Origin of the sequence: Pedobacter sp. GSP4 (assembly GCF_051857575.1) — a bacterium.
GTDB lineage: Bacteria > Bacteroidota > Bacteroidia > Sphingobacteriales > Sphingobacteriaceae > Pedobacter.
The window spans coordinates 342,026-367,221 of record NZ_JBPZIR010000002.1 but is presented as its reverse complement, the minus strand read 5'-3'; the positions used below and the strand labels follow the sequence as shown (position 1 = coordinate 367,221).

General features: G+C 41.6%; 14 protein-coding genes. All 14 read right to left on the bottom strand.

Translation table 11 applies throughout. The features are described from left to right. Positions 1–99: 99 nt before the first annotated feature. The 14 genes from ACS5PU_RS05095 to ACS5PU_RS05030 all read right to left on the bottom strand — a co-directional run bounded on the left by ACS5PU_RS05095 (position 100) and on the right by ACS5PU_RS05030 (position 25,189). The gene (locus ACS5PU_RS05095; protein ID WP_439458194.1) at positions 100–999 is read right to left on the bottom strand and encodes a sugar phosphate isomerase/epimerase family protein; all 900 of its coding nucleotides are present in this window, start codon (positions 997–999) and stop codon (positions 100–102) included. A 1-nt stretch (position 1,000) separates the two neighbouring features. After that, positions 1,001–2,437 carry an acetylxylan esterase gene (locus tag ACS5PU_RS05090; protein ID WP_439458193.1) on the bottom strand — a complete coding sequence of 479 codons (1,437 nt, stop codon included), beginning with the start codon at positions 2,435–2,437 and terminating at the stop codon, positions 1,001–1,003. 209 nt (positions 2,438–2,646) lie between these two features. After that, a complete protein-coding gene (locus tag ACS5PU_RS05085) occupies positions 2,647–3,783 on the bottom strand; it encodes a sialidase family protein (RefSeq protein ID WP_439458192.1) in 1,137 nt (378 codons plus the stop codon). 136 nt (positions 3,784–3,919) lie between these two features. Next, positions 3,920–4,588 carry a DUF3826 domain-containing protein gene (locus tag ACS5PU_RS05080; RefSeq protein ID WP_439458191.1) on the bottom strand — a complete coding sequence of 223 codons (669 nt, stop codon included), beginning with the start codon at positions 4,586–4,588 and terminating at the stop codon, positions 3,920–3,922. A gap of 181 nt (positions 4,589–4,769) precedes the next feature. Next, positions 4,770–7,508 (bottom strand): family 78 glycoside hydrolase catalytic domain, encoded by a 2,739-nt coding sequence (locus ACS5PU_RS05075; protein WP_439458190.1) that lies wholly within the window; start codon positions 7,506–7,508, stop codon positions 4,770–4,772. A 110-nt stretch (positions 7,509–7,618) separates the two neighbouring features. Continuing rightward, positions 7,619–10,396 (bottom strand): glycoside hydrolase family 2 TIM barrel-domain containing protein, encoded by a 2,778-nt coding sequence (locus ACS5PU_RS05070; RefSeq protein WP_439458189.1) that lies wholly within the window; start codon positions 10,394–10,396, stop codon positions 7,619–7,621. Then, positions 10,396–11,826: a sialate O-acetylesterase gene (locus ACS5PU_RS05065; RefSeq protein ID WP_439458188.1), complete on the bottom strand. Its 1,431-nt coding sequence runs from the start codon at positions 11,824–11,826 to the stop codon at positions 10,396–10,398. The genes ACS5PU_RS05070 and ACS5PU_RS05065 overlap by 1 nt, the downstream gene beginning before the upstream one ends. Positions 11,827–11,963: 137 nt before the next feature. Next, entirely contained in the window at positions 11,964–13,796 is a 1,833-nt protein-coding gene (locus tag ACS5PU_RS05060; RefSeq protein WP_439458187.1) for a six-hairpin glycosidase, read from the bottom strand. A 100-nt stretch (positions 13,797–13,896) separates the two neighbouring features. Further along, a complete protein-coding gene (locus tag ACS5PU_RS05055; RefSeq protein ID WP_439458186.1) occupies positions 13,897–14,829 on the bottom strand; it encodes a glycoside hydrolase family 43 protein in 933 nt (310 codons plus the stop codon). Between the two features lie 107 nt (positions 14,830–14,936). After that, positions 14,937–16,337 (bottom strand): glycoside hydrolase family 140 protein, encoded by a 1,401-nt coding sequence (locus ACS5PU_RS05050; RefSeq protein WP_439458185.1) that lies wholly within the window; start codon positions 16,335–16,337, stop codon positions 14,937–14,939. Positions 16,338–16,340: 3 nt separating this feature from the next. Further along, entirely contained in the window at positions 16,341–19,502 is a 3,162-nt protein-coding gene (locus ACS5PU_RS05045) for a DUF6298 domain-containing protein (protein WP_439458184.1), read from the bottom strand. 166 nt (positions 19,503–19,668) lie between these two features. After that, positions 19,669–21,309: a polysaccharide lyase gene (locus ACS5PU_RS05040; protein ID WP_439458183.1), complete on the bottom strand. Its 1,641-nt coding sequence runs from the start codon at positions 21,307–21,309 to the stop codon at positions 19,669–19,671. Between the two features lies 1 nt (position 21,310). Then, positions 21,311–22,966, bottom strand: a complete 1,656-nt coding sequence (locus ACS5PU_RS05035; RefSeq protein ID WP_439458182.1) for a pectate lyase family protein — start codon at positions 22,964–22,966, stop codon at positions 21,311–21,313. Positions 22,967–23,362: 396 nt separating this feature from the next. After that, the gene (locus tag ACS5PU_RS05030; protein WP_439458181.1) at positions 23,363–25,189 is read right to left on the bottom strand and encodes a RagB/SusD family nutrient uptake outer membrane protein; all 1,827 of its coding nucleotides are present in this window, start codon (positions 25,187–25,189) and stop codon (positions 23,363–23,365) included. Between the last annotated feature and the right edge of the window lie 7 nt (positions 25,190–25,196).

The window sequence follows — 25,196 nt, the reverse complement described above, 5'->3', positions numbered from 1 at the left end:
CTTAAACTATGTTTCATCAAGCTATGGTACGTGTCTCCACATAACATTCGCATACAAAAACTATAAATTACCCTTAAAAAGTTTCTCATCGCACCTATTCTATTTCTCCTGAAAAATTGATTTTAAATATTTGGTATTTGCGCTAAAATTATATTTTACATTGGTGGGCTGACTGGCATCACGGCTGCGTTCTATGACCAGCCAACCGCTCCATCCCATTTCATCGAGCGTTTGTTTTACTTTTTTAAGATCGATTTTTGGATCGTTTTGCAGCCAAACACCGTCTTCGTTTGTAGCATGGATCTGAATGATGTTTTTACTGCCTAAAATTCTCAGCTCCTCGTGTAAATCCCTTCCGTTTTTTATCGGATTAGAGAAATTGAAATAACTTTTTATGTACTTTGAGCCTATATCTTTTAACAATTGCAGTTCGCCCCTGGCATCCAAAGCGGTTTCAATTCCGATGACGATACCAGCTTTCGAAGCCATTTTACCCACTACTTTTAGCCTTTCTACAATTGGTGCTATCAATTCTGGATATTTAACCAGATCGCCTTGAATGCCCAGCGGCAGGAACACCACTTTTACATTCATTGCTTTCGCCGTATCCAGGCAATCTTGTACCATTTTTTGATAAGTAGGCCGTTTGGCGAATGATTGAGCATAAAAGCCCGTCATGGCCAACGAACAAAATGTTAAATCTAGCTCCTTTGCTTTGTCCAGATAGGCCTGCCGGGTTTTAGGATCGGCCAGTTTATTATCAAAGGTTTCCCGATCACCTAAACCGCCCATATCAATTTCTAAGCCATCGGCACCAATTTCGCTTGCCAACGGCAGGGCACTAATTTTTTGCCTTTTCAGGATCATGAGGTCAATTACAGCCACCTGATACCTTTTTTTCTTTTCAGCAGCGTAAAGGAGCTGATCTGGAATGATCAGCGCAGCGCTAAGCAAGGCAGCGTTAGTAATAAAAGCTCTTCTATCTTGTTTTTGCATCATCTTATGGGTTTGCGCTTAAAGGAAACAGCTTTTGTAAATTCTCAAATCCGATGATGGCATTTTTAGGTAGTTTTTCACCTTTATCGCCGAAAACATACATGGCATTTTCTTTTTCAATAGTAACCTTGCTCTCGTCGTATTTGCCTGTTTTATCTTTAACGGCATTGCCATTCAACTTAAAGTTTTTGATCAGAAAATCGTATAGCGCAATGCGTTTGTTCACACCAAAATCGTGCTTTTCATCAGGAAGATGCACGTTTTCTACTTTATCTTTAACGCCATAATAGGCATACATTTTTTGCAGGTAAGGGAAATCGTGCTGTGGCGTATGTGCCGTCCAGTCGCTGCCATCTGATACCAATAGCTGTGGTCTTGGTGCAGCCATGGCGGCAAGCTCTACATTATCCGTTCCTCCGGCACATTGGTGGATTGGCATACCGCTTTCGCATGGGCAGCCTCCATAAAAGTAGGAAGACATGGCCACTACCGGCGCGCTCAGCTTAATCCGGTCGTCCATTGCGGTCATTAAAATGGAGTGGCTTCCTGCGCCTGAACCTCCACTAATGCCTATTCTGCTGGTATCGGTTTCTTTTAAAGCGCTGAAATAGTCTAAAATTCTGATTCCGCCCAAGGTTTGAACGGTTTGCGCCAAACTTTTGCGGTGATCTTCGTATTTGAACTGTAGCATTGATTCACCCCAGGCAAATAGATCGTAGCTGAAGGCCATAGCACCCATCCGTGCAATTGTAGCACAGCGGATCTGACAATCGGCGCGGTAACGTTGTTTTTCCCAATGTCCATCAGGACTTAATATAACGGGTATTTTTCCTTTGACATTTAAGGGTTTATATAAAGAACCATTAATCCAAACCCCCGGCAGAATTTCTAAGGCAATGTTTTCTACCGTGTAGCCATCGAAAATTCTTTTGGCCGTAATAATCGGCTTTGAAATTGGTTTTGCCGGCAATGGCGATAATAATAAAGCTTGGTACAGTTCTGGCTTTATTTCTGCCTTGCGTTTTTCCCAGCTCGCCTTATCGTGATATTTTGTAGCCAAACTGTCAAGATAAGCCCAGCCATCAGCCACTTCCCAACGGTAATACTCGTACTCTTTAAGTTTGTAAACACCTGGTTTTTCTTTGTTAACCTTCATATCCAAAGGCGTGAGTACATTGCTTAATGTTTCATCAACATTGGCTCTAAAACGCCATTCGGCATAGTTTACCCATTTATCTTTTACCTGTGGCTCGGCATATTTAATCTGCACATTAAACCTTGTCTGGATTTCTTTTAATACCTCTACAAGTGGTTTTTTATATAAATTATCGGTGTTTTGGCTTTGTGCAGAGAGGTTTGTAAAGGCAAATAAAAGGAGGAAAAAAATGAAAAACTTAACTTTTTTTGTCGGTGTTATGAATACTTCCTTAATAGTAATCATATTAATAGAATTAGGGGTTATACATGAACGATCGTCACCCTGAACTTGTTTCAGGGTCTTAATGGCAAGGCGGATATGCATGAAAGATGCTGAAATAAATTCAGCATGACGAATGCCAAATTCATGGCCAGTAAATAGCTTATTAGCGAAGAAATTATACCATTTTTCAAGAAGAAACCGATCTCTTGCAATGGTGATTTTTAAATTTCTCATGGTTCCTCGTTTTTGGTTTCAGTAATTACCGGAGCTGTGTAACCGTTCAGTTTTGGCCAAATACCGTTTTTAATCTTTTTTAATTTAAGTTTCGACGGATCGACAACCACATGTTTAATTTTTTCCCTTCTCCAGGTATAAATAAAATGTAGCATACCATCAGCGGTTTGAATAACGGCCGGATAAGAATATTGGCTAATCGGCGAATCTTCGAGTATTAATGCCGCATACCATTCTTTACCATCTTTAGAAACAGAAACATTTAAAGGTGTTCTTGCTCCTTTTGCCAAATCGCCCGGAGGCAAAACGTGGTTATACACCAAAACGTGGCGGCCATCTTTCATGGTTACGGCATCGGTACCCGAATTGTTATTGGGCAATGCAGTTTTAGTCATAGGTGTCCAGGTTTCTCCATTGTCTGTAGACCACGATTCGGCAATGGCACGGTTAGCTGTTCTGGCCAAAATTTGTAGTTTGCCGTTTCCGTGCTGCAATATGCTGGGCTGAATGGCTTTAATCCCGTTTTCGGTTAATGGACCAACAGTACGCCAGGTTTGTCCATTATCATTGGTTACTTCAAAATGGATTTTCCAGCCATCTCCTTCTCTGCTCGATGAAGCAAAAAGGTTTCCGTTGCTCAATAAAACAGGTTTGTTTTTAACCGGGCCAATATTTACGTTCGGCAATTTGCTAGCTTCCGACCATGTTTTGCCTCCATCTTTTGAGGTTTTCATCATTCCCCACCATTCGGAAGGTTTAGGTCCAATTTTATAAAACAACAATAAATCTCCTCCCGGAACCTGATACAACACAGGGTTCCATGTCGGCAATCTTTTGCCATCTGGCTGAATGCCGTTGGCTGCCGATACAGGCGCTAGCCACTTCCCATCAACAAAACGGCTAATGTAAATTTCTACATCGGGGTTACGTTCTTTAGTTCCGCCAAAAAATGAAGCCACTAAGCCGGTAGGTGTTTCGGCAATAGTTGCTGAATGGCATGATGGAAAAGGAGCTTTATCGTAAAGAAACTCTTGCTTTACAATTCCGGTTTGCCACTTTTCTACCTGGGCATTAGCGCTGAGGCTTAGTGCTATGATGAGGTTGAAGGCAATGTATATTTTTCTTTTTAGCATGGTTATTATTTGTCAATTTCAATAGGTCTCTAGAACGTCATTCTCAGGTCGACTGAGAATCTTAATACAAAGGGAATATCTACCGCTTTAAAATTCCCGCCTGCGCGGGAATGATGATGAGGCGATGCAGCTTTTCTTACTGTTTGGCTTTTGCGGCTTTTTCGTCTTTAATTTTCTTGGTATATGCGCTATACAGGGCTCTCCAACTGCGGCCATTGTTGTTCAGCAGCTGCTCAGATTTGGTTTTGTAAATTTCAAAAATGGCCGAGATCTGTTTCATGCTTTTATAATCTACCGCCTGCTCGCGCGCCTGTTTTAAAAAAGTCAAAATTTTGGCTTCTTCATCGGCTGTTAAATCGGTAACAATGGCTTTGTAACCTTTCATCGTAAACGCTATCTTGCCAATGGTGTATTTATCCAAAATGGTTTCTACTTGCTCGGGGCTTAGGTTTTTATTTAATCCATCCATTAAAGATTGATGAACGGAGGCAGGAATAGCCGAGTCAGCGATGATCTGCTTATCCAGATCGCTCAATTTGTTTCCGGTAACAGGGTTTATCCCATCAGGGACAGTTGATGCAGGATGGGCATTGTGCCAGTCGCGAATACTTGTTAAATGCACGGCGATTACATTTTCCACTGCCGATTTTTTTGCTGCATCGGTTAAATTTAACGCAGTAACCCATTCTTTTGCTTTGGTGGTAATTTCCTCGGGCGCAGCAAAATCTTTCGTTTGGCTGAATGTATTTACTGAAATCATCAGTAAGCTGATCAGTATAAATGGTTTTAAAATCTTTCTCATCATATTATTTTATATTGGTTTTGTATAATTTGGTATAGTGTGCAAAGGTGCGTTATCTCGGCTGTGTAGCATTTACACATTTAAAATTCGCGTCATTCCCGCGCAGGCGGGAATCTTAATGCAATCTGCAACCCTACTCAAGCATTACGATTCCCAATCTAGTTGGGAAGGACGATAAGCAACCTTATTTCCCTTTCACAACAAAATCATAATCACCTGAGCCAACCTCATAAATCGCTCTGTTATCCTCCATTTTTATAAATTTTAAATCCTTTATTGAGCCCAATTGCTCGCTAACCTCATTTTTGTTATTTGCTGGTATATAAACCGTCGCCCTCGTATTTGGTGGAACAGCTATTTTCCAATTAAACTGCCTTGGTGTTTTGGTGTAACTGCTTTTAATTAAACCATAAACAGATTGATAAGTGGCAGTTACAGCATTTAACTCATTAATCATTTCAGGTTTCATGGTGATGTTCTTAAACGCAGGACTTTCTGCCTTAATCCCTGCCAGGTTTTCGTAATACCAGATCAATAAATCGCCAAGCATCATCACATGGTTTTGCGAATTCATTTTTGGGTCGGAAGTATTGCCGTTCCACAATTCCCATATGGTTGTGGCTCCATTATCAACCATGTAGCCCCAGCTCGGGTAAGTTTTTTGCGTAGCAATGGTGTAAGCCAAATCAGGTCGGCCATAATCGTTTAAACAGCGCATCAGCCATTGCACCCCCACTAAACCGTTACTCAAATGGCCTTTATTGGTTACTTCTACAGTATACACAATGTTTTTAAAAACCAATTCAACATTTTCTTTAGGTACCATGCCGAAATAAAGCGGAATTATGTTGTTGGTTAGATTATTGTCTGCATAAAAGCCCTTTTCATGGTAGTATTTCTTATTGAATGCAGCTTTAATCTGACCGGCCAATTGCTCGAATTCCTTATAATCGGTTTCGTTGCCCAGCACCCGGCTAAATTTCATCATCAATTCCATAAAATGATAATAGTAAGCGGTAGAAATTAACTCAGATGGATATTTTTTATCAGCGCTTTTGCCTCTTCCGGCTTCAATGGTTATGGGCGGCATGCACCAGTCGCCATAGCTATCTTTGGTAAGAATATAATCATTCATATACCGATCCTGCATGTAAGCCAACCACTTTTTCATCGCAGGATAATTATCGCGTACAGCATTAACATTACCGGTTTGGTTGTAAAGCATTTCGGAAATTAGAACAATAGTGCCCGGCCAGCTCATATTGTCGCTGTAATAACGCCAAAACGCAGGGGCAACATCGGGGATGGCACCATCTTCTTTTTGGGCATTCCGGATATCTTCCAACCATTTGGCATAAAACCTACCATTATCAAACAAAAAGCTCTCACCGTGCGCAACAGCGCCTCTATCGCCCAGCCAGGGCATGCGCTCATTGCGCTGAGGACAATCAATCGGGATGCCTTTATAGTTGCCCGCAATGCCCCACCAGGCGTTTTTAAAAATCTGGTTGGTTAAAGGATTCGAGGTTTCAAAGGTTCCGATGGTTTGCATGTTATCGTAAATTAGCTTACCTGTAAAGTCTTGTGTGCTTGGCGCATAGGTATAGCCCGAAAGTTCAACATACCTGAAACCACGGTACACAAATGTGGGTTCCCAGGTTTCCTGTTCGCCGCCTTTTAAGGTGTACAGATCAGTGCATTTTGCATCGCGCAGATTGGCTGTAAAAAGCTCGCCATTGCTTTGCAAAGATTCGGCAAAGCGCAATTTGATCTGTTTTCCCTTAATTCCTTTTACTTTAATCTGCAGCCAGCCCACCATATTCTGGCCCATATCGAGTATGTACCTTCCGCCTGCCAGTTTGGTAATGGAAACAGGTGTAAGGGTATTCATCACCTTCATGTTCTCGTTCATTTGGGCTTCAATAACTCCGGTTGGCTCTTGTACAAACTCTGCTTTTAGCCATTTGCTATCGTCAAAGCCAACTTTGTTCCAGCCAGCCGCTTCTTTGGTGGCATCATACTCTTCGCCATCATATTCGTTGTTGGTGCGTATTGGCCCATCGGCAGTGCCTTTCCAGCTATCGTCTGTATCAATATTTGCTGTTGTGCCATCCGTATAAACAATATTGATATTCATCAGCATTTTCGGGAAGCCAAATGTTTTAATTTTATAGGGCTTACTGTGCTGCCTCATGGCAAAAAAGCGTCCGTTTCCTAAAATGGTTCCCACAGCATTTTTCCCATCCTGGATGTAAGCGGTTACATCGAAAGTGTTGTATTTTACGTTTTTGGTATAATCGGTTGCTGTGGGTGCCAAAACATCGTTTCCAACCTTTTTGCCATTGATATACAGTTCGTACAAGCCTAAACCAATAATGGAAGCCGTAGCATATTTGATTTTTTTGCCAACTTGAAACTCCTTTCTAAAATACCTTGCTGATAAGCGCGAATCTGTTTTGATATTATCCCATGGGAATGCTCTGTCGAAACCGATCCAGCCTTTTGGCCAATCTTTGTAGTACAATAAGCCCATGGTGAAATAGTTATCGGCCGACCATTCACTTTGGCCCACGTTGGTCCATACTTTAACCTTCCAATAGGCTTTTGTGCGACTTTTGAGCGGTTTGCCGTTATAAATGACCTGAATAGATTCCTGCCCGTTAACTTTTCCTGAATCCCATAAATCGCCTTCATTAGCTTGCAGTTTTTCGGGTGTTGATGAAACCAGAACCTGATAAGCTGTTTGCATTACATTGCGCTGATTAGAAATCAGCTGCCAGGCCAAGCGTGGCTTTAAAACATCAATGCCTAAAGGATTCTCCAGCATTTCGCAGGTGGTATGCTGCAGGCTAACCTGTGCCACCGATTTTGATAATGGTAGTAGCCAAATGCTGATGATCGCTATGTATATTTTAATGTTCATTATTTTTAAGTGATTACCCCGATTTATGGATTTCACCGATTGTTTTTGCCAATTACGCACATATTTCGATTACATGTGTTTTTATCTGTGTCTATCTTATCCATCTGTGGTTAATTATTGATAGAAAAATCAAAGTATAAAGTCATATTCAATGCCCTGCTTGGTTCTTTATCAAAATCATAAAATACGTGTCTCATGCCCATTGGGCCGGTTGTTTCTGGCTTTTGGGTTTTTGTGCCTATGGCCGAAATTCCGTTCATAAAAGAAATATCGCCATTAGGAAATGTCGGACTCATATTATCATACTCGGTATCTTTCGATTTCTTTGGGGTAAATAACCTTAAAAACACGTCTTCCTGATCGGTTACTACTTTAAAAGATTGTTGCTTGCCCACAAATTCGCACCAGTACATATTCGAATAATAGCCTTTAAATTCGGGGTACTGCCAAGGTGCTTCGCCTGTGGCCGAATTGTTATAAGCCTTGTTCCAGATCCCAAACTGCGTTCCTTTCATCCTGTTTTTCCAAACCCTGTAGGGGCCGTTTCCTTTGTATGCTACCGATTTAATTTCTGATTCGGGGTAAGAAAAATTTAAGCCAACAAAAGTGGTAAAGTAAGCTGAAGGAAAATATTTCACTTCCATTTTTAGCCAGCCTGATGGATAAATGGTCCATTGCAATGTGTTATAACTCTCCTTTTTATCAAACTTTGAAGAAATGATCAGGTTATCGCCGTCCATTTTGGCAGTGAAATTCTTGAAATTATTAACGCCTTCCTGTAAAATAGGGCCGTTTGAAAATGGAATTAGTCCTTTGCTATTTTTGGCCTCTTGCAGTAAACCGGTAGTTTTATCAAGGCTGAAATCGATTCCATTTGCCTTAACCTCGAAAGCCGTTGCTGTTTCTTTTAAAATTATTTTAGAAGCGCCCGTTTTTACCACAATCTTCGCTGCATCATCTTTAGGTAATGCAATTGGGAAACTCCAGGTAAACAATTCTTTGCCATCAGGTCCATTTGCGGTGAGGTATAAGGCATCAAAAGTTCTCCAGTCGGTTGGTAAGATGAACTGCAGTTTACCTTTTTCAAAAGGTTTTACATTTGGCGCATCAATTTTGCCCGCTTTAAATTGTGCATCTTCTCCTGCCTTCAGTTTTTTCAATTTCCAGCTGAAAGTGCATTGATTGAGGTTGGTAAAGGCATAACGGTTCTCTAATAAAAATGAACCGTCAAACCCGGCAGTCATTTCTCTTTTCTCTACAAAAACCGGACTCCAAACTTCTTTAATGGTATAAAAACTGCCCTCCTTTTCATGGTATGGCCCTACAATTCCATCTGGACCATGATTTCCGTCGGTATCCAGCTCACCATTTTTATCGGTACGTACTACCGCCTGATCTGCAAAATCCCAAAGAAAACCACCTGCAGAAAGTGGATTGGTCCACATGGCATTCCAATAATCTTCAATACCAGCGCCATGTCCACCATCCCACATCCCGTGAAGGAACTCGGTAGGCATTAAAATGTTATGGCCATGATCGTAGTTTCCAATGCCGTAGTTAAATTCGCGGTAATGTGTGGTTTCGAAACCGCTAAAAACTTCCCAGGGATGGATTAACGGCCTTTTTTGGATATCGTTCTCCGAGAAAAGGTGATCTAGTTCGCGGTTATGGCCGCCTTCATTGCCATTTGCCCAAAATATAATAGATGGATGGTTTTCGTCGTTGGCCATCATTTGTTTAAATAATTTGGTGCCGGTTGGGGTGTTGTATGTTCCGTGCCATCCTGCCAGTTCATCCATTACAAATAAGCCAAGCGAATCGCAAACGTCTAAAAAGTGACCATCAGGTGGGTAATGCGACATGCGCACGGCATTCATATTCATTTCCTTCATCAATAAAACATCTGCAATACTGATTTTTTTACTGGTTGTTCTACCTGAAGATGGATAGAAAGAATGGCGGTTTACCCCTTTAAATTTCATTTTTACACCGTTCACATACACACCGTCACGTTCTTTAACTTCCACCGTTCTGAAACCGATTTTCTTGGTGAGCTGATGGATTTCTTTCCCGTTCTTGATTAAGGTAAAAAATGCTGTGTAAAGATTCGGAAATTCAGACGACCATAATGCTGGGTTAGTAAACTGATGGCTCAACTGTAAGTTCTGGCTTCCTTTTTTAATCGATGTGCTAAACCTTTCGCCAAACCGCTTGCCATCTTTTCCCAAAAGTTCAACCTCGATTTTATCGGCATCGCCGGTGTAGAAAAGGTTGGCATTTAAACTTCCATTAGCTTTCGCGTCAATCTGAACCCTATCAATATGGGTTTGTGGACATGATTCGAGATAAACTGGTCTAAAAATACCACCGAAAATCCAAAAATCGGCCTTACGTTCGGCGTTATTAACCGATTCATTGGCAGAATGTTTAGCTACTTTTACTTCAAGTAAATTATCGGCACCAAATTTAATCAGTTTAGAAATGTTGTATTTAAAAACATAAAATGAACCCTGGTGGATCTCTCCCGCCAGCTTACCGTTAATTTTGACTTCAGTATCGGTCATTGAGCCTTCAAAAACGATATTGATTTCCTTATTTTTCCAGGCAGTGGGAACATTGAATGTGTATTTGTAAAGGCCTTGTTCCTTGCCTTTGTTTTCTTCTTTATTGAAACCGTAATTGTATTTACCAAAGCCTTGCAGCTCCCAGTTAGAAGGAACAGGAATGGTTGTCCATTTGCCCGAATTCATGCCTTCGGTACAAAAGAAGTCCCAATTTACTGTATTATCGTTACCCGTACCCGATAGATATAATTTCTCCGTTTGCTGTGCTTTAACTGAGCAGAACATGGTTATCAAATACAGGAAAAGTATAAATCTAAGTTTCATTAATTGGGTTTAAATGTGCTGGTTAATGGATTGTCGGTTCTAAATGGCAAGGCTGGCAGGCCATTGCCGTAAAAATTTCCTGATGGATTTTCTGTCCAATTGTAGCGTACTGATTTTGGTCTGGTGATTTCTTTAGAAAAAACGATTACTTCTGTTCCTTTTCTAAAAGCTTGTGCCTTAATAAATTTACCATCCTTACCTGCAATTTCAAAACCTGTAAATTCATCCATGTTGTGAGAAACATAGTACTTTAAGTAATCGAAACTTAAGATAACATATTGCAAATAGATTCTTTTTTTCTTTAGGATCGGCCCTGAAAAATCTATTTTTTGATTGTAGGTTTTCCCTAAAGCTAAAAGTGCCAAACGTCTGCCTACCTCCCATTTATAGGTTGGGTGTAAATCGCCACCATTGTCTTTTAAGTCGGAAGTTGAAATCATTCCGGTATTGGGCAAGCGTAAAATCTGTTCCTGTGCTTCCCAAAAAGCAGGCTCTGTATCAGCGGTTAATACTACTTTATCACTTTTTTGCTTACTATAATCGAAAGGCGCAATCTGCACATAATAAAAAGGCAAATTGTTTTCACCCCAGGCTTTGCGCCAAAGGTTAATCATCGTTTTCATCTTATAAGCATAGCTGATGTTTTCGTTCAAAAAGCAATTGGTTTCACCCTGATACCATAAAAAGCCATTGATCTTAAATTTGGTAAGCGGCTCAATCATCGGGATATAAAATTTGCCTGGATCGTTGCCTACCTTTTCGTTTTTGAAATAGCGCTCTGTAGCAAATGCCTCTTGGCTAATCCAAGGTTCAATAGCACTGCCGGGTACTGCCGAAGAAATTACCCCTACCGGAACACCCAGTTTTTGCTGTAATTCTTTGGCAAAGAAATAACCTACAGCTGAAAAAGCCTTTAAGGCCGAATCTTGTGCCACACTCCAGCTTTTATGCACTGAATCCGGTTTGCCCAAGGTTTTACGGTTAACGAGAAAAATCCTGATCTGGCTGTTATTGGCTTTTGCTACTTCATCGGCCGGAAAGCCCAGTTTGTCATTTTTAGGCTTCGGAATTTTAGCAAGCTTGCGCATGGCATATTCCATATTGGATTGACCTGAGCATAACCAAACCTCTCCTACCAAAATATTGGTCAATTCGATTTTATTAGAACCAGAAATAGTCATGGTTTGTGGCATGGCCGATGTTTTTAAAGGATTAAGCGCAACCGCCCAATTTCCATTTTTATCAGTTACTGTCTGCTTTTTCTGACCGGCAAAGCTTACTTCAATTTTTTCGCCTTCAGCAGCAAAACCCCAAATGTTGATGGGTTTATCGCGTTGCAGCACCATATTGCTGGATAAAATTTGCGGCAACAGGATTTTGGCGTTGGCGGTAAGCGAAAAAAAAGATAAAAGCGCAATGATTATCGTCATTTCGAGCGAAGTGCAACGTGGCCGAGAAATCTTAATAGTTTGCTTAAAAGATTCCTCCGCTACGGTCGGAATGACGAATCCAAAGAAACGCAATGAGCGAAAAACTGCAAACTCAGAACTGTAAACTGTCAACTTTCTCAAAATTCCTCCGTTTTTAAGTATTTGATTGAATAAACAGCTTCCTTTGGCTCAGATTCACCAGCATTCTTTAAATCGTAGGTCTGATCTGCAGGGGTATCTACATCAGGAAAGCGGCGTACATCACCTGTTCGGAAAACAATACGCGAAACCTCGGCAACAGGTTGGAAAGCCAAACTGGTTAAAACCTCTTTTCCGTTAACGGTAATGGTGTAAAAGCGGGTAAAAGCATCTAATTTCAGTTTAATATCGTAGGTTTTACCTGATTCGTACTTCATGAAATTTTTATAGCGTGCCCCGGCTTTAGCGCTCAACGTGCCAGCAGTATCGAAGGTTAGCCGTACTGTAGCCATTCCTTTGTTATCTTGCAATTCAATTTCCAGCAGACCGAAATCGCTTTGCTTTGGCGTAACAGAAAATGAGGTGATTATTTTTCTTGTTGCTGGGAATAAACGTTCGGCTTTGGCATAATCGAAAGGATCTTTATCTTTTAATATCAAGGCCCCACCTTCTATTTTAACGGGTGCCCAAAGCGGGCTGTAAATATTCCAAAAGGCTAATGCCTTATCGGCTGGCATTTTACCAAAATCATCATTAATGTGTTTATCAACCTTGGTTGCAACTGGTACAGGAATGGCCGATACCCAAATATCTTCTTTATTCATGCTGTAAGTAACCCACAGTTTGCCATCAGCCGGTTTTCCATTTCCTTCTTCAATACCGCGTACGTACTGCGGACCATACGATTTATAGTTGCCGCCATAACGCATAGGCGTGATTTCGCCGTTAACCAAAGATAGATCGGTGTAATCTAAACCATTTTTACTGGTAGATATAGCCAAAGGCCACCTGTACTCTGAAGGGTTATAAACAGTTGCATAGTTCCCATCGGCAGTTTTTTGACCCCAGATTTTGGCATTACTGTTTACAAAACCGGGCGCACGCGATGCATTTTCGGGCCAACTTTTACCGTTATCGTTACTAATGGCAGTTAAGGCATTCTTCCACAGGCCAACCACTCGTCCATCAGGTAAATGATAATAGCTAAAGGCTTTATACTGTTTTTGAAGCGTAATTAATGGGTCTTTGCTATCAGCCTCTTCATTCCATTGTTGGGTCATTAATTTATTAGCCAACAACTCGTTACAGGCTTCAATAAAAGCTTTGCTTTTGCTTTTGGTATAATAAGGATACTTCGTGTTTTTTTCTGAATAACCTGGATTGTAGTGGATAAAATAAATTGGACCATATTTACCATCGGCCTGAATTTCCCTAACCGCGCGGCCAATTCCATGTCCATCGTTCGGATCGTCTTTGGCATCGAAACTAATGGCGTAAAAACCCAGCACCAGGAAAACATTCTTGGTAGAAACATAAAAGCCCATTCTTTGGTGCATTACGGCATCCAAATCTTTGGCAACATCGGTTCTACCCGCTTTGGTAGTTCCATCGGGAATACGGTAAACCGGAAAAACCACATCGGGTTTAGTCCAGGTATACCCATCTTTTGATGATTGCAATAAGGTTTGCCCCGGCGGAATGCTTTCTCCAACCTTATCACTTAAATATTCTACATAAAATTTGTTGTTCCAATAAGCCAGCATGGGCGCATGGTTGTAAGTCCAGCCAAAATTTTCGGCCAGTTCGGGATGTTCTCTGTTTGCCCTAAAGGTTTGGATATTGTGCACACCAACCACTGGTGCTAGCTGCCCGTGGTGATAATCGGCATTAACCAGCGTTTTACCAGTGTAGCGCACGGTATCTTGCGCCAGCGCGCTGGATACGGCTAGTGTAAATGGTAGGGCTAAACTAATTATGTTAAATATTTTCATTTATTATTTTAAAATTTATCGTCATGCTGAACTTGTTTCAGCATCTATATTAGTGGCTGGAGATGCTGAAATGAATTCAGCATGACGGCCATTTCAGAGATTATCTATTATTCAATAAATCCTCAATCACTTTCTTTTTCACTTTTATAATCGTTCCATGTTTGTGTCCTTCAGGTATGGAAACTTCCGAAGTAACATCTTTAAAAGATTTAAAATCAGCAGTTTTATAAGCTGAGTAAATCTTTTGGCCGTAAGCATCAAAATAGATTAACCAGTTATTGCCTGTTTTTACAACAGTGGGACCTTCGGTTAATTTCGGACTAAATGTTTCCGAAACCTTTTCGTAAGGGCCTAAGGCATTTTTTGAAAAAGCCACTTTTAAATTTCTGTTGGGGCGCGTATTATCTTTCAAAACCAATACATAATCTTTGCTGGCCCGCTTTACAATTACGGCATCGATAACACTAAAACCTGGATCCAAAAACAGTTCCGGTTTGGAAAAGCTTACAAAATCCTTTGTGGTAATGCTGTACATGCGGTGGTTATTGTCTTCATCTTCAATGCCTTTTGCAAAACGGAAAGGAATGGTTGATGCCCAAATAATTACAAACTCTTTTTTTTCATCATTGTAAAAAATTTCGGGTGCCCAAACATTTACCGTTTTTGGCTCACTTTCCATTACGGGCAGAAATTTCTGTTCGGTCCAGTTAATCAGATCTTTGGAGCTTGCATAACCAAACCCTTTATCTCCTTTCCAGCTGCATGTCCAAACCAGATGGAAAGTGCCATCGGGGCCTTGAACAATTGATGGATCTCGCAATACTTTCTGCGTGCCAATGGCAGGCTTTAGAAAGGTTTGGTTTAAATCCGTCCAATGGTAGGCATCATAGCTGTATAGCAATCTTAAACCATCAGTAGCAGGCTCGTGGAATGAGGTGAATAAGTAGCCTTGTTTTGAGCAGGAGGCTAATCCACACAAAAACAGGCCAATAATGGCTAAACGAAGTGATGATATGATGTTGTTTTTAAACACTTTTTTTATTTTTTAATTGATCGTCATTTCGACCGTAGTGGAGAAATCTATTGATCAATTCTATAGATTTCTACATTCCGTTTCACTCCAGTCGAAATGACGATTATCTATAGTTCATCCAATACTAAAACCCAATCATTACCATTTGCAGGCTCTCCTGGAGGGTTAAACTCTTTTATTCCTTTATTTTCAAATTCACCAATAGGCGTAATTTTTCCGTTTCTGGGGTCAAACCACGAAGCCTTTACTTCATCGCCATCTATTTTGCCTAACTGTACGCTAAAATTTCTGCCTGTGTAGGTATAAAACATGGCATATTCTTCGCCACGGGTAGCCAGAACACGGTCGTATTTCTCGCCATTTTTTCCTGCAACTAAAGTTTGATCGGGCACACGGTCGAAATAGGTACGCGAGAGCATTAAATCCTTTAAATACTGCATCTGTTTTGCTCCGGGAGCATTAATGGCTGTTATCCATTGATCTTTAGGACCATAGGCAGGCTTTTTATCGGTAAATTTATACATCTGCATTACCGAATTATGGCCATAGGTATAGCCAAATGCTCCAGCAAAAACCGACCAATATCCATATCTTCTTACGTCGGCATCGGTCCAGCGTGGTTGTGTGGTATCGTGCAAACCTTGCGGAATATCTTCGTAAGATGGTTCTCCATCGATGGTTGGTTTTATAGGTTTGAGCTTATAATCGGCTTCGATGTATTTCCAGTTGTCTTCGCCATAATGTAATTTCTCATTCTTGGATGTGTCCTGGTCGTAACGCCGGTGGCCCGATTGAACCATATCGAAATCAGACCAATTGGCATTGTGGAACCATTGCGATGAAGCCGTTCTGCCCCTTGGGTGGAAAGTAATTAAATGATTTGGATCATTAGCCCTTAACGTTTGGCCAATGGCATTCCAAACTTTTAGGCCATCGCTTCCTTTAATATCTCCACCGTTTAGCCAGATAATGTTCCATTTATCGCGGTATCTTTTTGCCAAAAATTCAGCATAAACTTTTGCCTGTGCTTCTTTAACCTTTCCAGTTTTCACGTTCGTTCCCCAAACCGGTACTAAAGCCATGTAAAGACCCTTTTCGGCCGCTTTGTCTACAATATAATCTACATGGTCCCAATAATCGTAAGCTACAGAATCTTTGTAATTGCTGCCTGGGGTAATAGCGGGTTTGGATACATCGGCATGTACTACTGAAGAATCCAGGTACACATTGCGCGAGGGTACATCGTGCAGTACCATAACCTGTATTACATTAAAACCTTTCTGTTTTCTATCTTCCAGATAGGTGTTGGCTTCTTCGCGGTTTAACCTGCCAAACAATAGCCAGCCGGTATCTGCCAGCCAAAAGAAAGGTTTGCCATCTCCCGTGGTTAAATAGCGTCCGTTTTCGGAAACCAACAAGCTTTTATCGCCGAACTTAGGTTTCTTTTTACAGCCTAGTGCAAATAGGCACATGATTGATAGTAGATATATGTTGGTTTTAAGCGTCATAGTCTAAATTTTATTGATGAGGATTACTTCATCTGCCGATGCAGTTTTATTGATTTTAACAACAGCACCTCCATTTATTTTCTCTTCTTTAAGTATTTTTCCGGTTTTGGTGCTCCATATTTTTACATTGAATTTTCCGGAGCTTTGGCTTAAATCTAAGCTTGCAGGTTCAGTTGATGCATTGTATAAAAGATAAGCTTTACCCTTATTTTCAAGGCCGTACAGTTTTTTATTATTTCCTGCTGGAACAAATGTTTTCATGCCCGAAACTGCATTAAGCACAGCTTTATCGAGATATTGAACGTTGGATAGCGAGCCTCCGGCCATGAGAATGGCCCAGCCAAAACTATCGTAACTATCGCCTGAGTAGATTACCGCTTTTTCGGGAAACTTGTTTTTGTACTCTGAAACTGCATGGTAAACTTCTTCGAAAGATGTTTTCTTGGGCTTTAACAAACGGGCATGCTGCCTTGGGGCCAAACTTAACCCGCCCTGTGGTGCATAAGCCGTTCCATCTGCTTGGTAATGCCAGTACCTGATATCGATTACATCGACAATTCCTGCACGTTTGGGATCAGCTAAAATGGCATCCTGAACATCTTTGGTAACACTTAGACCAATAATGGGGTGCTTACCGGTTTCTTTTTCCCATTCTTTAATGGTATCGATCCAGAATTGAACAAAATGCAGCGGCCCGGTAAATTCGGCACCGATTAATTGGATTACACCTGTATTGCCATCAAAGTTTTCGAGGCATTTTCTGATGTAAGCTTTGTGGATGGCTTTGCGGTGTTCGTTGCTAATATCGTAAAACTGCTCTGCCATAAAAATACGTTTGTCGCCAGCATAAGGAACAGGTTCTGGAAAGCCGGTGTTGTTGATGTTGTTGGCCGTACGCCATGGGAAATCGGCATAGTGTGCGCCCGCTTCGATAATGTTGTGCTGAAAATAATTTTCGTGGATCAGTACAAGGCCTTTTTGATCGGCGAGGTTGGCAAATTGCTTTAGCCTGTCCCAGTACCAAAGGTTGTATTTGGTAATGTCGTATTTGCTCAGACCATCCCAGGCTTTATCCTGACCGCTCCGGGCAAAAGGCAGTTCGTAAAAAGGCGCCCAAACTTCTCCATCCATACGGCGGATGCGTTCGTGGTCGTCTCTCCTCCTATCATACCAAAGGCCATAATTGTGGTCGAGAATTTTAACAGTACCATTTTTCATGGAGTCGGTAATTTCGTCCAGATCATCAGTTAAACCATTGCCTGCTCGGCCAGGTACAAAACGGGTAATATGGAATTTGGTGTTTTTTAATCCATAAGGACGGGCACTGCCATTCCACCAAGGTACGTCCTGGCGGTTGCCTGTAACCATTTCATTGCCCCGGGTTAGCCAGCCGTTTTTGATCTGCATTGCAGCAGCAAGAAGTGGCTGCTTGGCATTATCCAAACCAATTTTATCTATGCTCTTTGCCTGGCCTGCATCGGTAGGTATTTTATTCCGGTATAATGCCGAATCGATATATTCGGAAACTGTTAAAGCGGGTTTGTAGGCCAGTTTGGTTAATTTCAGAGCAACATCAACCGGAGGGCTGCTTGATGCTTCTGTTTCGACGGGAAGCACAAAATTTCTGGCTTCAGCATCATTGCCAATCCTATCTTTTAACTGCGCATAATATAAGCTCCGGGGTTGGATCTGCTCGTTCGACATGTCCCAATAGCCATTGCCCGAAAATTGCGCCCAAGTACCAAAAGCCCAGTTTTGTGCAGTTGGCGGCTGATAATTATCTACCCTAGCTGCACTGCATTGCCAAAAAACACTGTTGGCAGCACTCCAGCCTGCTCCCTGTCCATCCTGTCCGCGGTTTAAATAACTTAAAGCTTGCCCATCAATATTTACGATATCGAACAGAACGCCCGATGCCCAGCTATCAATTGTACCGCTAAAGCTAAATGGAAGGTAAGATTGGCATTGAACAAAAACATTTGGGCCTACAGCACAAAAACCTACAGCAAAATCATGGTAGCCATATTCGGAATACAATCTTTGGAAAAGGGTTTGCTGTCCGGTGGTTAAAAAAGTAAAACGTCTTTCGCCACCAATTTCCGAAATAGGAGCAAGCGACTTACAATCTTCTACAGTAATTCTTTTGGCTGTTTCCAAAACATTAACGGCAGAACCTGCAAAATGTTCAAAAACAACCTGACGTACCCAAGCATCTGCTACGTTTTCTAAACAGATGGCCGTCCAACGGTGGTATTCATCTTTATTGTTTTCTTTGTGGTAATCGGATTCAATTTTTAGGTTTTCGACACCAGATTGTGTAATTCTTCCATCCCATTTATATTTGGTAACGGTTGCCGAACCAAATTTCGAATCTAGCGCTGTTGTAAGCGGTGCATCGAAAGTAATCGTGTTTCCGTTTATGGCAGTTATTTTTCTATCCCAATGGAGGTCTCTGGTGCCGGGTTTCCAGCCAAGGGCACTTTCGCCACCACCAAATTCTACTGTTTTAAGGGTTTCTATCCACTCTTTGGTAGATGGCCTGTTGATATTGATCTGATCGCCAACTTTAAAGCCGGTAATGTTAGCCAAGGTAAGCTTATTGGCATTAACAGGTACATATGTATCTGTTATGGAAACGGGCTGTTCATCTACCCGGTTCTTTTTACCTAAAATTCTGATTACCCCAATGCGGTCTAAACCGGTTGCAAAAATCCTGGTGCCATTTTCGCCCATGCCACTACCACGCAGTACAATACCTGAAGCTGATATTTTTAAGGTTCCTGCAACTTCATAAGTGCCTTTTTCTAGTAAAACGGTACCCCGCAAACCATCTTTGCCAAGGGGCAATTTGGCTACATAGTTAATGGCCGATTGTATCCTTAAAGTAGCATCACCTTTTGAAAGCGGCACGAATACTTTAACCTCAGCATTGGGGATCGGTTTTTCGCCCGCCATGTAGCCCGCGTACGAAAAATCAGGAATCCTGTTTCCCTCCGCATCAGAAGTATAAGCCATTTTACCATCCTTGCCCTTAAAAATTGGTTTTGGTGGCTCTACTGGTTTTGTTTTCTGTGCAGTGGATATATTCGCAACCAAAAGTACAATGACCAAAATCGGTAAGGCTTTTAGTTGTGCGGTTTTTAATATGTGGTTAGTTTTTGGCATTAATGTTTGTTTTTGTCTTGCAGAGGCTTTAATAACTACGCTCTCGTTACCGTCATTTCGAGCGGAGTGCAACGCAGTCGAGAAATCTATCTTTCTTGATAGATCTCTCCATTTCGCTGCGCTTCAGTCGAGATGACGGGCCGTTGATGGAGGGTAGAGTTGATCTTTAACCTTTCCCAGGCCTTACTTTATTCACATCAACCAGGCTATTCAAAAATACTTCAATATTAGCATATCCCGATTTTGTAATTCTGGCCGCATCTTTTGCATCTTTAGGGTTTAAGCCGTGCTTGTTTTCCCATGCATCAGGAATGCCGTCGTTATCGCTATCTATATAAGGTTTCCCATTGTATTCAGGGTATCCGCCCACTTGAGCAATGTCGGAAATAATGCCCTGTTTATACGAATCGGCTGGTAAACGGCGTTTCACATAACTCTGTTTTGCGGGCAGCTTTCCATCTTCAACATGTTCAATTTTACCTGTAGCCACCTGTTTTACAATTCGTTGGTCAACAGCATCACGCAGCGGTAAACTGGCTCCGGCATTGGCTAAAACATAATCGTATGCTTTTTTGGTATCAATGATGGAGATTTTAGCCATAGGCAAAGGTTTATCTACGCGAATTGAATCTAATAATTTTTGTTTATCTCTTTTGCTTTCTGGCTGAACACCGCCATCCCAGTTATTTTTGGTTACTTTTTCATTCCCTTCAATAATATTTCCGGTTATATAGGCTTTACCAAATTCGTTGGCAAATTTTTTATCCCTGCCTGATTCTGGCTTCAAGATACGGTAAGAAATTGGCTCTCCGGCAGGTGTAATGGGCCCCGGTTTGTAATAATTGTTTACGAAACTGTAAAATGATGCATTGTCGCCGCCATCTGCACTGCGGTTCCACCAGTTGAAAATTACATTATTGGCGAAACCAAAATCGCCATACATGCCTACTGAAGGATTGCGGCTAATGTTCGATGCCCACAGGTTGCGCATAAACGTAGAGTTTAAGCCACCAATGGTACTGCCAAAGGCATGGTTATAAGTATCCAAAGCTTCAGAAAATATCGAATTTTGAATGGTTACATTAACTGTTGGCAGTTTTTCGGGTTTAGAACCATCTTTTTTATCGTATACATGGCGGTAAATAGACATGTTTTCATCTAATCCCCAACTTGCTGAAACGTGATCAATAATGATGTTGCCTACCGGATTACCGCCAATGGCATCATCCCTGCGGGTAACATCGGTTTGGCCACGGCGGAAACGCATGTAGCGGATTACCACATCGTGTGTATTGATCCATACTGATTCGCCAGCAACACAGATTCCGTCGCCAGGTGCACTTTGACCTGCAATTGTAATATAAGGTGCACGGATAATTAATGGTGTTTTTAATCTGATAATCCCAGCAACATTAAAAACAATGATACGGGCCCCTCCTTGTTCGCAGGCTTCGCGTAAACTTCCCGTGCCTGAATCGTTAAGATTGGTTACCACGAAAACTTTGCCTCCACGGCCACCAAATGAATAAGCTCCACCACCTTCCGCACCTGGAAAGGCCGCTAATTTAGCCTGTGGCAAATCACCCGGTTTTGCTGCCCATGGAATATAGGGCTTGCCATGTTTGGCTTCTTCATCTACTATGGGTTTTACCTTTAAAAACTGCAGTTCCGACTTTTCCTCAATGCTTTTTAACAAAGAATCGGCCTTTTTTTCCATGGCCTCTGGAATAACTGGATACTGGGCAAAAGCCACATTTCCTAATCCACAAATCGCAATTAGGCTAAAAATTGAGTTCCAGGTACGCATGTTAGTTTGGTTTAACGATTGAAACTGGAACTACACTGTTTAAATATACCTCGATGTTTGAATAACCGCTTTTGGTAATTTTTACCGCATCGGAAGCATCTTTCGGATTTAAACCATTTTTGATTTCGTAAGTATCAGGCATGCCATCATCGTCCGAATCTTTGTAAGGCGTGCCTATGTATTCAGGATAGCCACCAACCTGCGAAATTTCGGTTATAATACCTTGTTTATAAGAATCTTTAGCTAAACGGCGGTGCTCAAACTGAAAAGCAGATGGCTTGGCATCTGGATGTACTTCGATTTTTCCTGTTGCAACCTGCTTCACTACACGTGTATCAACCGGATCTCTTTTAGGCAAAGTGGCGCCCGCATTGGCCAGCACGTAATCTTTAGCCTTTAAGGTTGGGATAATGGTAATTTTAGGCATAGGGAAAGGACTTTTAGCCCGCATGGCAGGGAAATATTTGCTCGCAGTTTCAAACGACATCAAATTTCCTTTCTTGTCTTCCATCTGTACGCCCCCGCTCCAGTTATCTTTGGTGATTTTTTCATTGCCATCGATAATATTGCCAGCCACATAAGCCCTGCCAAACACCACATAAGGTAATTTACTACGGCCCGACTCTGGTTTTAAGATGCGGTAACTGATCGGATCGCCAAGCTCGGTAACCGGTCCGGGTTTATAAAAGTTATTGATGATATTGTATTGAGCAGTATAATCGCCGCCATCTGTAGAGCGGTTGTTCCAGTTAAATACCACATTATTGGCGAAGTTGAAAATACCGTTCCAGCCGATTGAAGGGTTACGCGCACCGTTATCGGCCCAAAGGTTACGAACAAAGGCACAGTTTTCGCCGCCTAAAGTGCTACCAAAAGCATGGTTCCAATAATCTAATGCTTCGGAGAAGATGGAGTTTTGAATGGTGATATTTACCGTACCCAATTTTTCTTCGGTTTTACCAGTACTATCGTTATACATGTGGCGGTACATCGACATGTTCTCGTCTAAACCCCAGCTGGCCGAAACGTGGTCGATCATGATGTTGCCCACCGGGTTGCCGCCTATGGCATCATCGCGACGGCCCACAAAGGTTTCACCTCTTCTAAAGCGCATAAAACGTACAATCACATCGTGTGTATTTAACCAAACCGATTCGCCGGCCACACAAACACCATCGCCTGGTGCGGTTTGACCAGCAATGGTAATATATGGTGCGCGAATGATCAATGGTGTTTTTAACCTGATAATACCGGCCACGTTGAAAACAACAATCCTTGCACCACCTTGCTCGCAGGCATCGCGCAAAGAACCGGGACCGCTATCGTTTAAATTTTTTACCACAATAACCCTTCCGCCATGGCCACCAAAACTATGCGCGCCACCACCTTCTGCTCCTGGGAATGCCAAAAGTTCTGATTGCGGTAAATCTGTCGGTCTGCCCGCCCAAGGAATATAAGGTTTGCCCTGCGCTGCTTCTCTGGCCATGATGGGCTTTGCTTTTTCCCAAGCAATATCAGATTGGTGATAGGCTTCTTTCATCATCGAATCAGATGATTTTTTAATATCAGCCGGAATGTTTGGATATTGCGCAAACGTATAATTTGCCGAGAGGATTAATGCCGTTGAGAACAACAGATTTAAAAAGTTCTTTTTCATTTGTGTTTCGCTCGTTTGGGAAGCAAAAGAAATTACGAAAATATTTTTGATTAGTGTGAATAGTTAAAAGATTCAATCAAAAAAGTTCATTTATTTCTTTGTTTATCCCTAGTGATTAATTTGGTTAGAAAGTATATTATCTTTCAAATTTGCATGCAAATTCGGGGTGTTTCCTGTATAATTTTGGCTAGGTATTATACCATATTATCATTTGGCAAAATTACCTGTAACAAATTAAATTCATTCTCTCAACCCTGTTACAAGATACATATAAAATTCATATATAAATGTAACATTCTTAAATAAAAAAAAAGGAAACAATTTAATGTTCCCTTTTTCAAACCAATCATAAAAAAACTGGGGCGGAGAGCAAGCCGCCCCAAAAGAGATCTGCCTTTACTTCAATGGGTCGAAAGCACCGCCCCATGTATTGTTTTGCTGCAGGTTAATGTTGTTGTTCAGCGATACGGTAGGAATACCAAAAAAGTATACGCCCGGTTGATAAGCAATATTGTAGGTATCAAGCTGTTTTGTGGTTACTGTAAAGCTGGCTGTGTATAGTGCATCCAGGTTGGTATTGGCCGAAGCATCTCTGGTACCTGTAATGTAATCTGTTTTGGTGCCGGTATTTTTAAGTACTACGGTTACTCCCAATCTTCTTTTTCCATTTAGGGTACTTTCCAATAATTTCCTTCTTCTTAAATCCCAGAAACGTTTACCTTCAAATGCCAGTTCAATCTGCCTTTCTTTCATTATGGCAGTAACCAGATTGGTTCCACTTAAACCTGCTGTTAGTCCGTAAAGTCCATCAGCCCCGGCTTCTATGCCTGCCCTTTTTCTAATGTTCACTAAATTGGTGTAGGCTTCTTGGCTTTGGCCTGTTTCTGCGGCACACTCGGCCAGGTTCAGCATTACTTCTGCATACCTAATTTCTATCCAGTCTGTTCCGGCATTTTGAAATGTAGCCAGTGTTAATGATGGATCAATCCCCTTTCTCAGGTACAAACCTGATGATGTAGCACCCGATGGCTCTGTAGTGGCCAGTACATTTTTATCGTTGGTATAATAATAGGTCCACAAGCGGTAGTTAGAATTGCCAGCCAACGGCCAGTTACAGCCATTGTATGCTATAGTTTGGTCAAATCTAGGATCGCGGTCTTTATAAAACTTGGCCAAATCGTACACATATTTCGTAGATGCGCCAATATCTTTGCCATCTTTCATCGGGAAAGCTAAAGCCATATCCCACGTTGGTAGATTAGAACCTCCAGTACTGCCGATATATTTTGGAACTGTTGAATTCGGGTATGAATTGTTGTTCTGGCCAATATCAGTTGTTCCGGTGTTGTAAAGTGTTGCAAAAACAGCTTCAGGGTTACGTGGTGTACTTCCGCCTGCACTACCTTCGGTGGTCCACATGCTGGCGTCAAATTTCGAATAAAGACCAAATCCATTGGTAGATAGTGTGGCTATTGCCTGTGTATTCGCAGCATAAGCATCCTGCCATCTTGATGCCAGATTTCCCGGATTAAATTCGGGCGAAGCAAAAGTTAACAGTACGCGACCTTTAAAAGCCTGTGCTGCACCTTTTGTGATGCGGCCGTAGTCATCATTTTTTGGCCACTTTGCCGGAATATATTTGATGCACGAATCAAGGTCCCTAGCTATTTGAGCAAACGTTTCGGAAGTACTACTGCGGGGCAAAAGTGCTGCTTTTTTAGCTTCTTCGCCTACAGCATCCAATGGTATTAAAACCACAGGAACTCCCCCATATAGTTTAACCAATTCGAAATACCTAAAAGCCCTCCAAAAATAGGCCTGCGCAATAAATCTTTTCTTCACAGCCGGATCTAAAGTACCTGCATTTACATCTCTGATGAACATGTTTATGGTTCTGATTTTAACATAGTTACCTGCTGTGTTGATGTTGCCTAAATCGGTAACTGATTCGATGGTAGCCGTTCCCTTTACAAAAACATTATCGCCATATTGCTCATCAGAAAGCGAACTTACCGATGCGCTTAAACCACCAACGTTGCCAAACCACGAAGGTTGGTTCTGGCTGTAAATATAATCGATACTTAATTTGGTTGTGGTAGAATCGTTGTAAACCTGATCTGCGGTAAAACTGCCTAAATCTTGTTTCTCTAGCACTTTTTTACAGCTGCTGAACATCAGCGATGCTGAACAGGCTGCTACTATAAGGATATATATCTTTTTCATGATCATT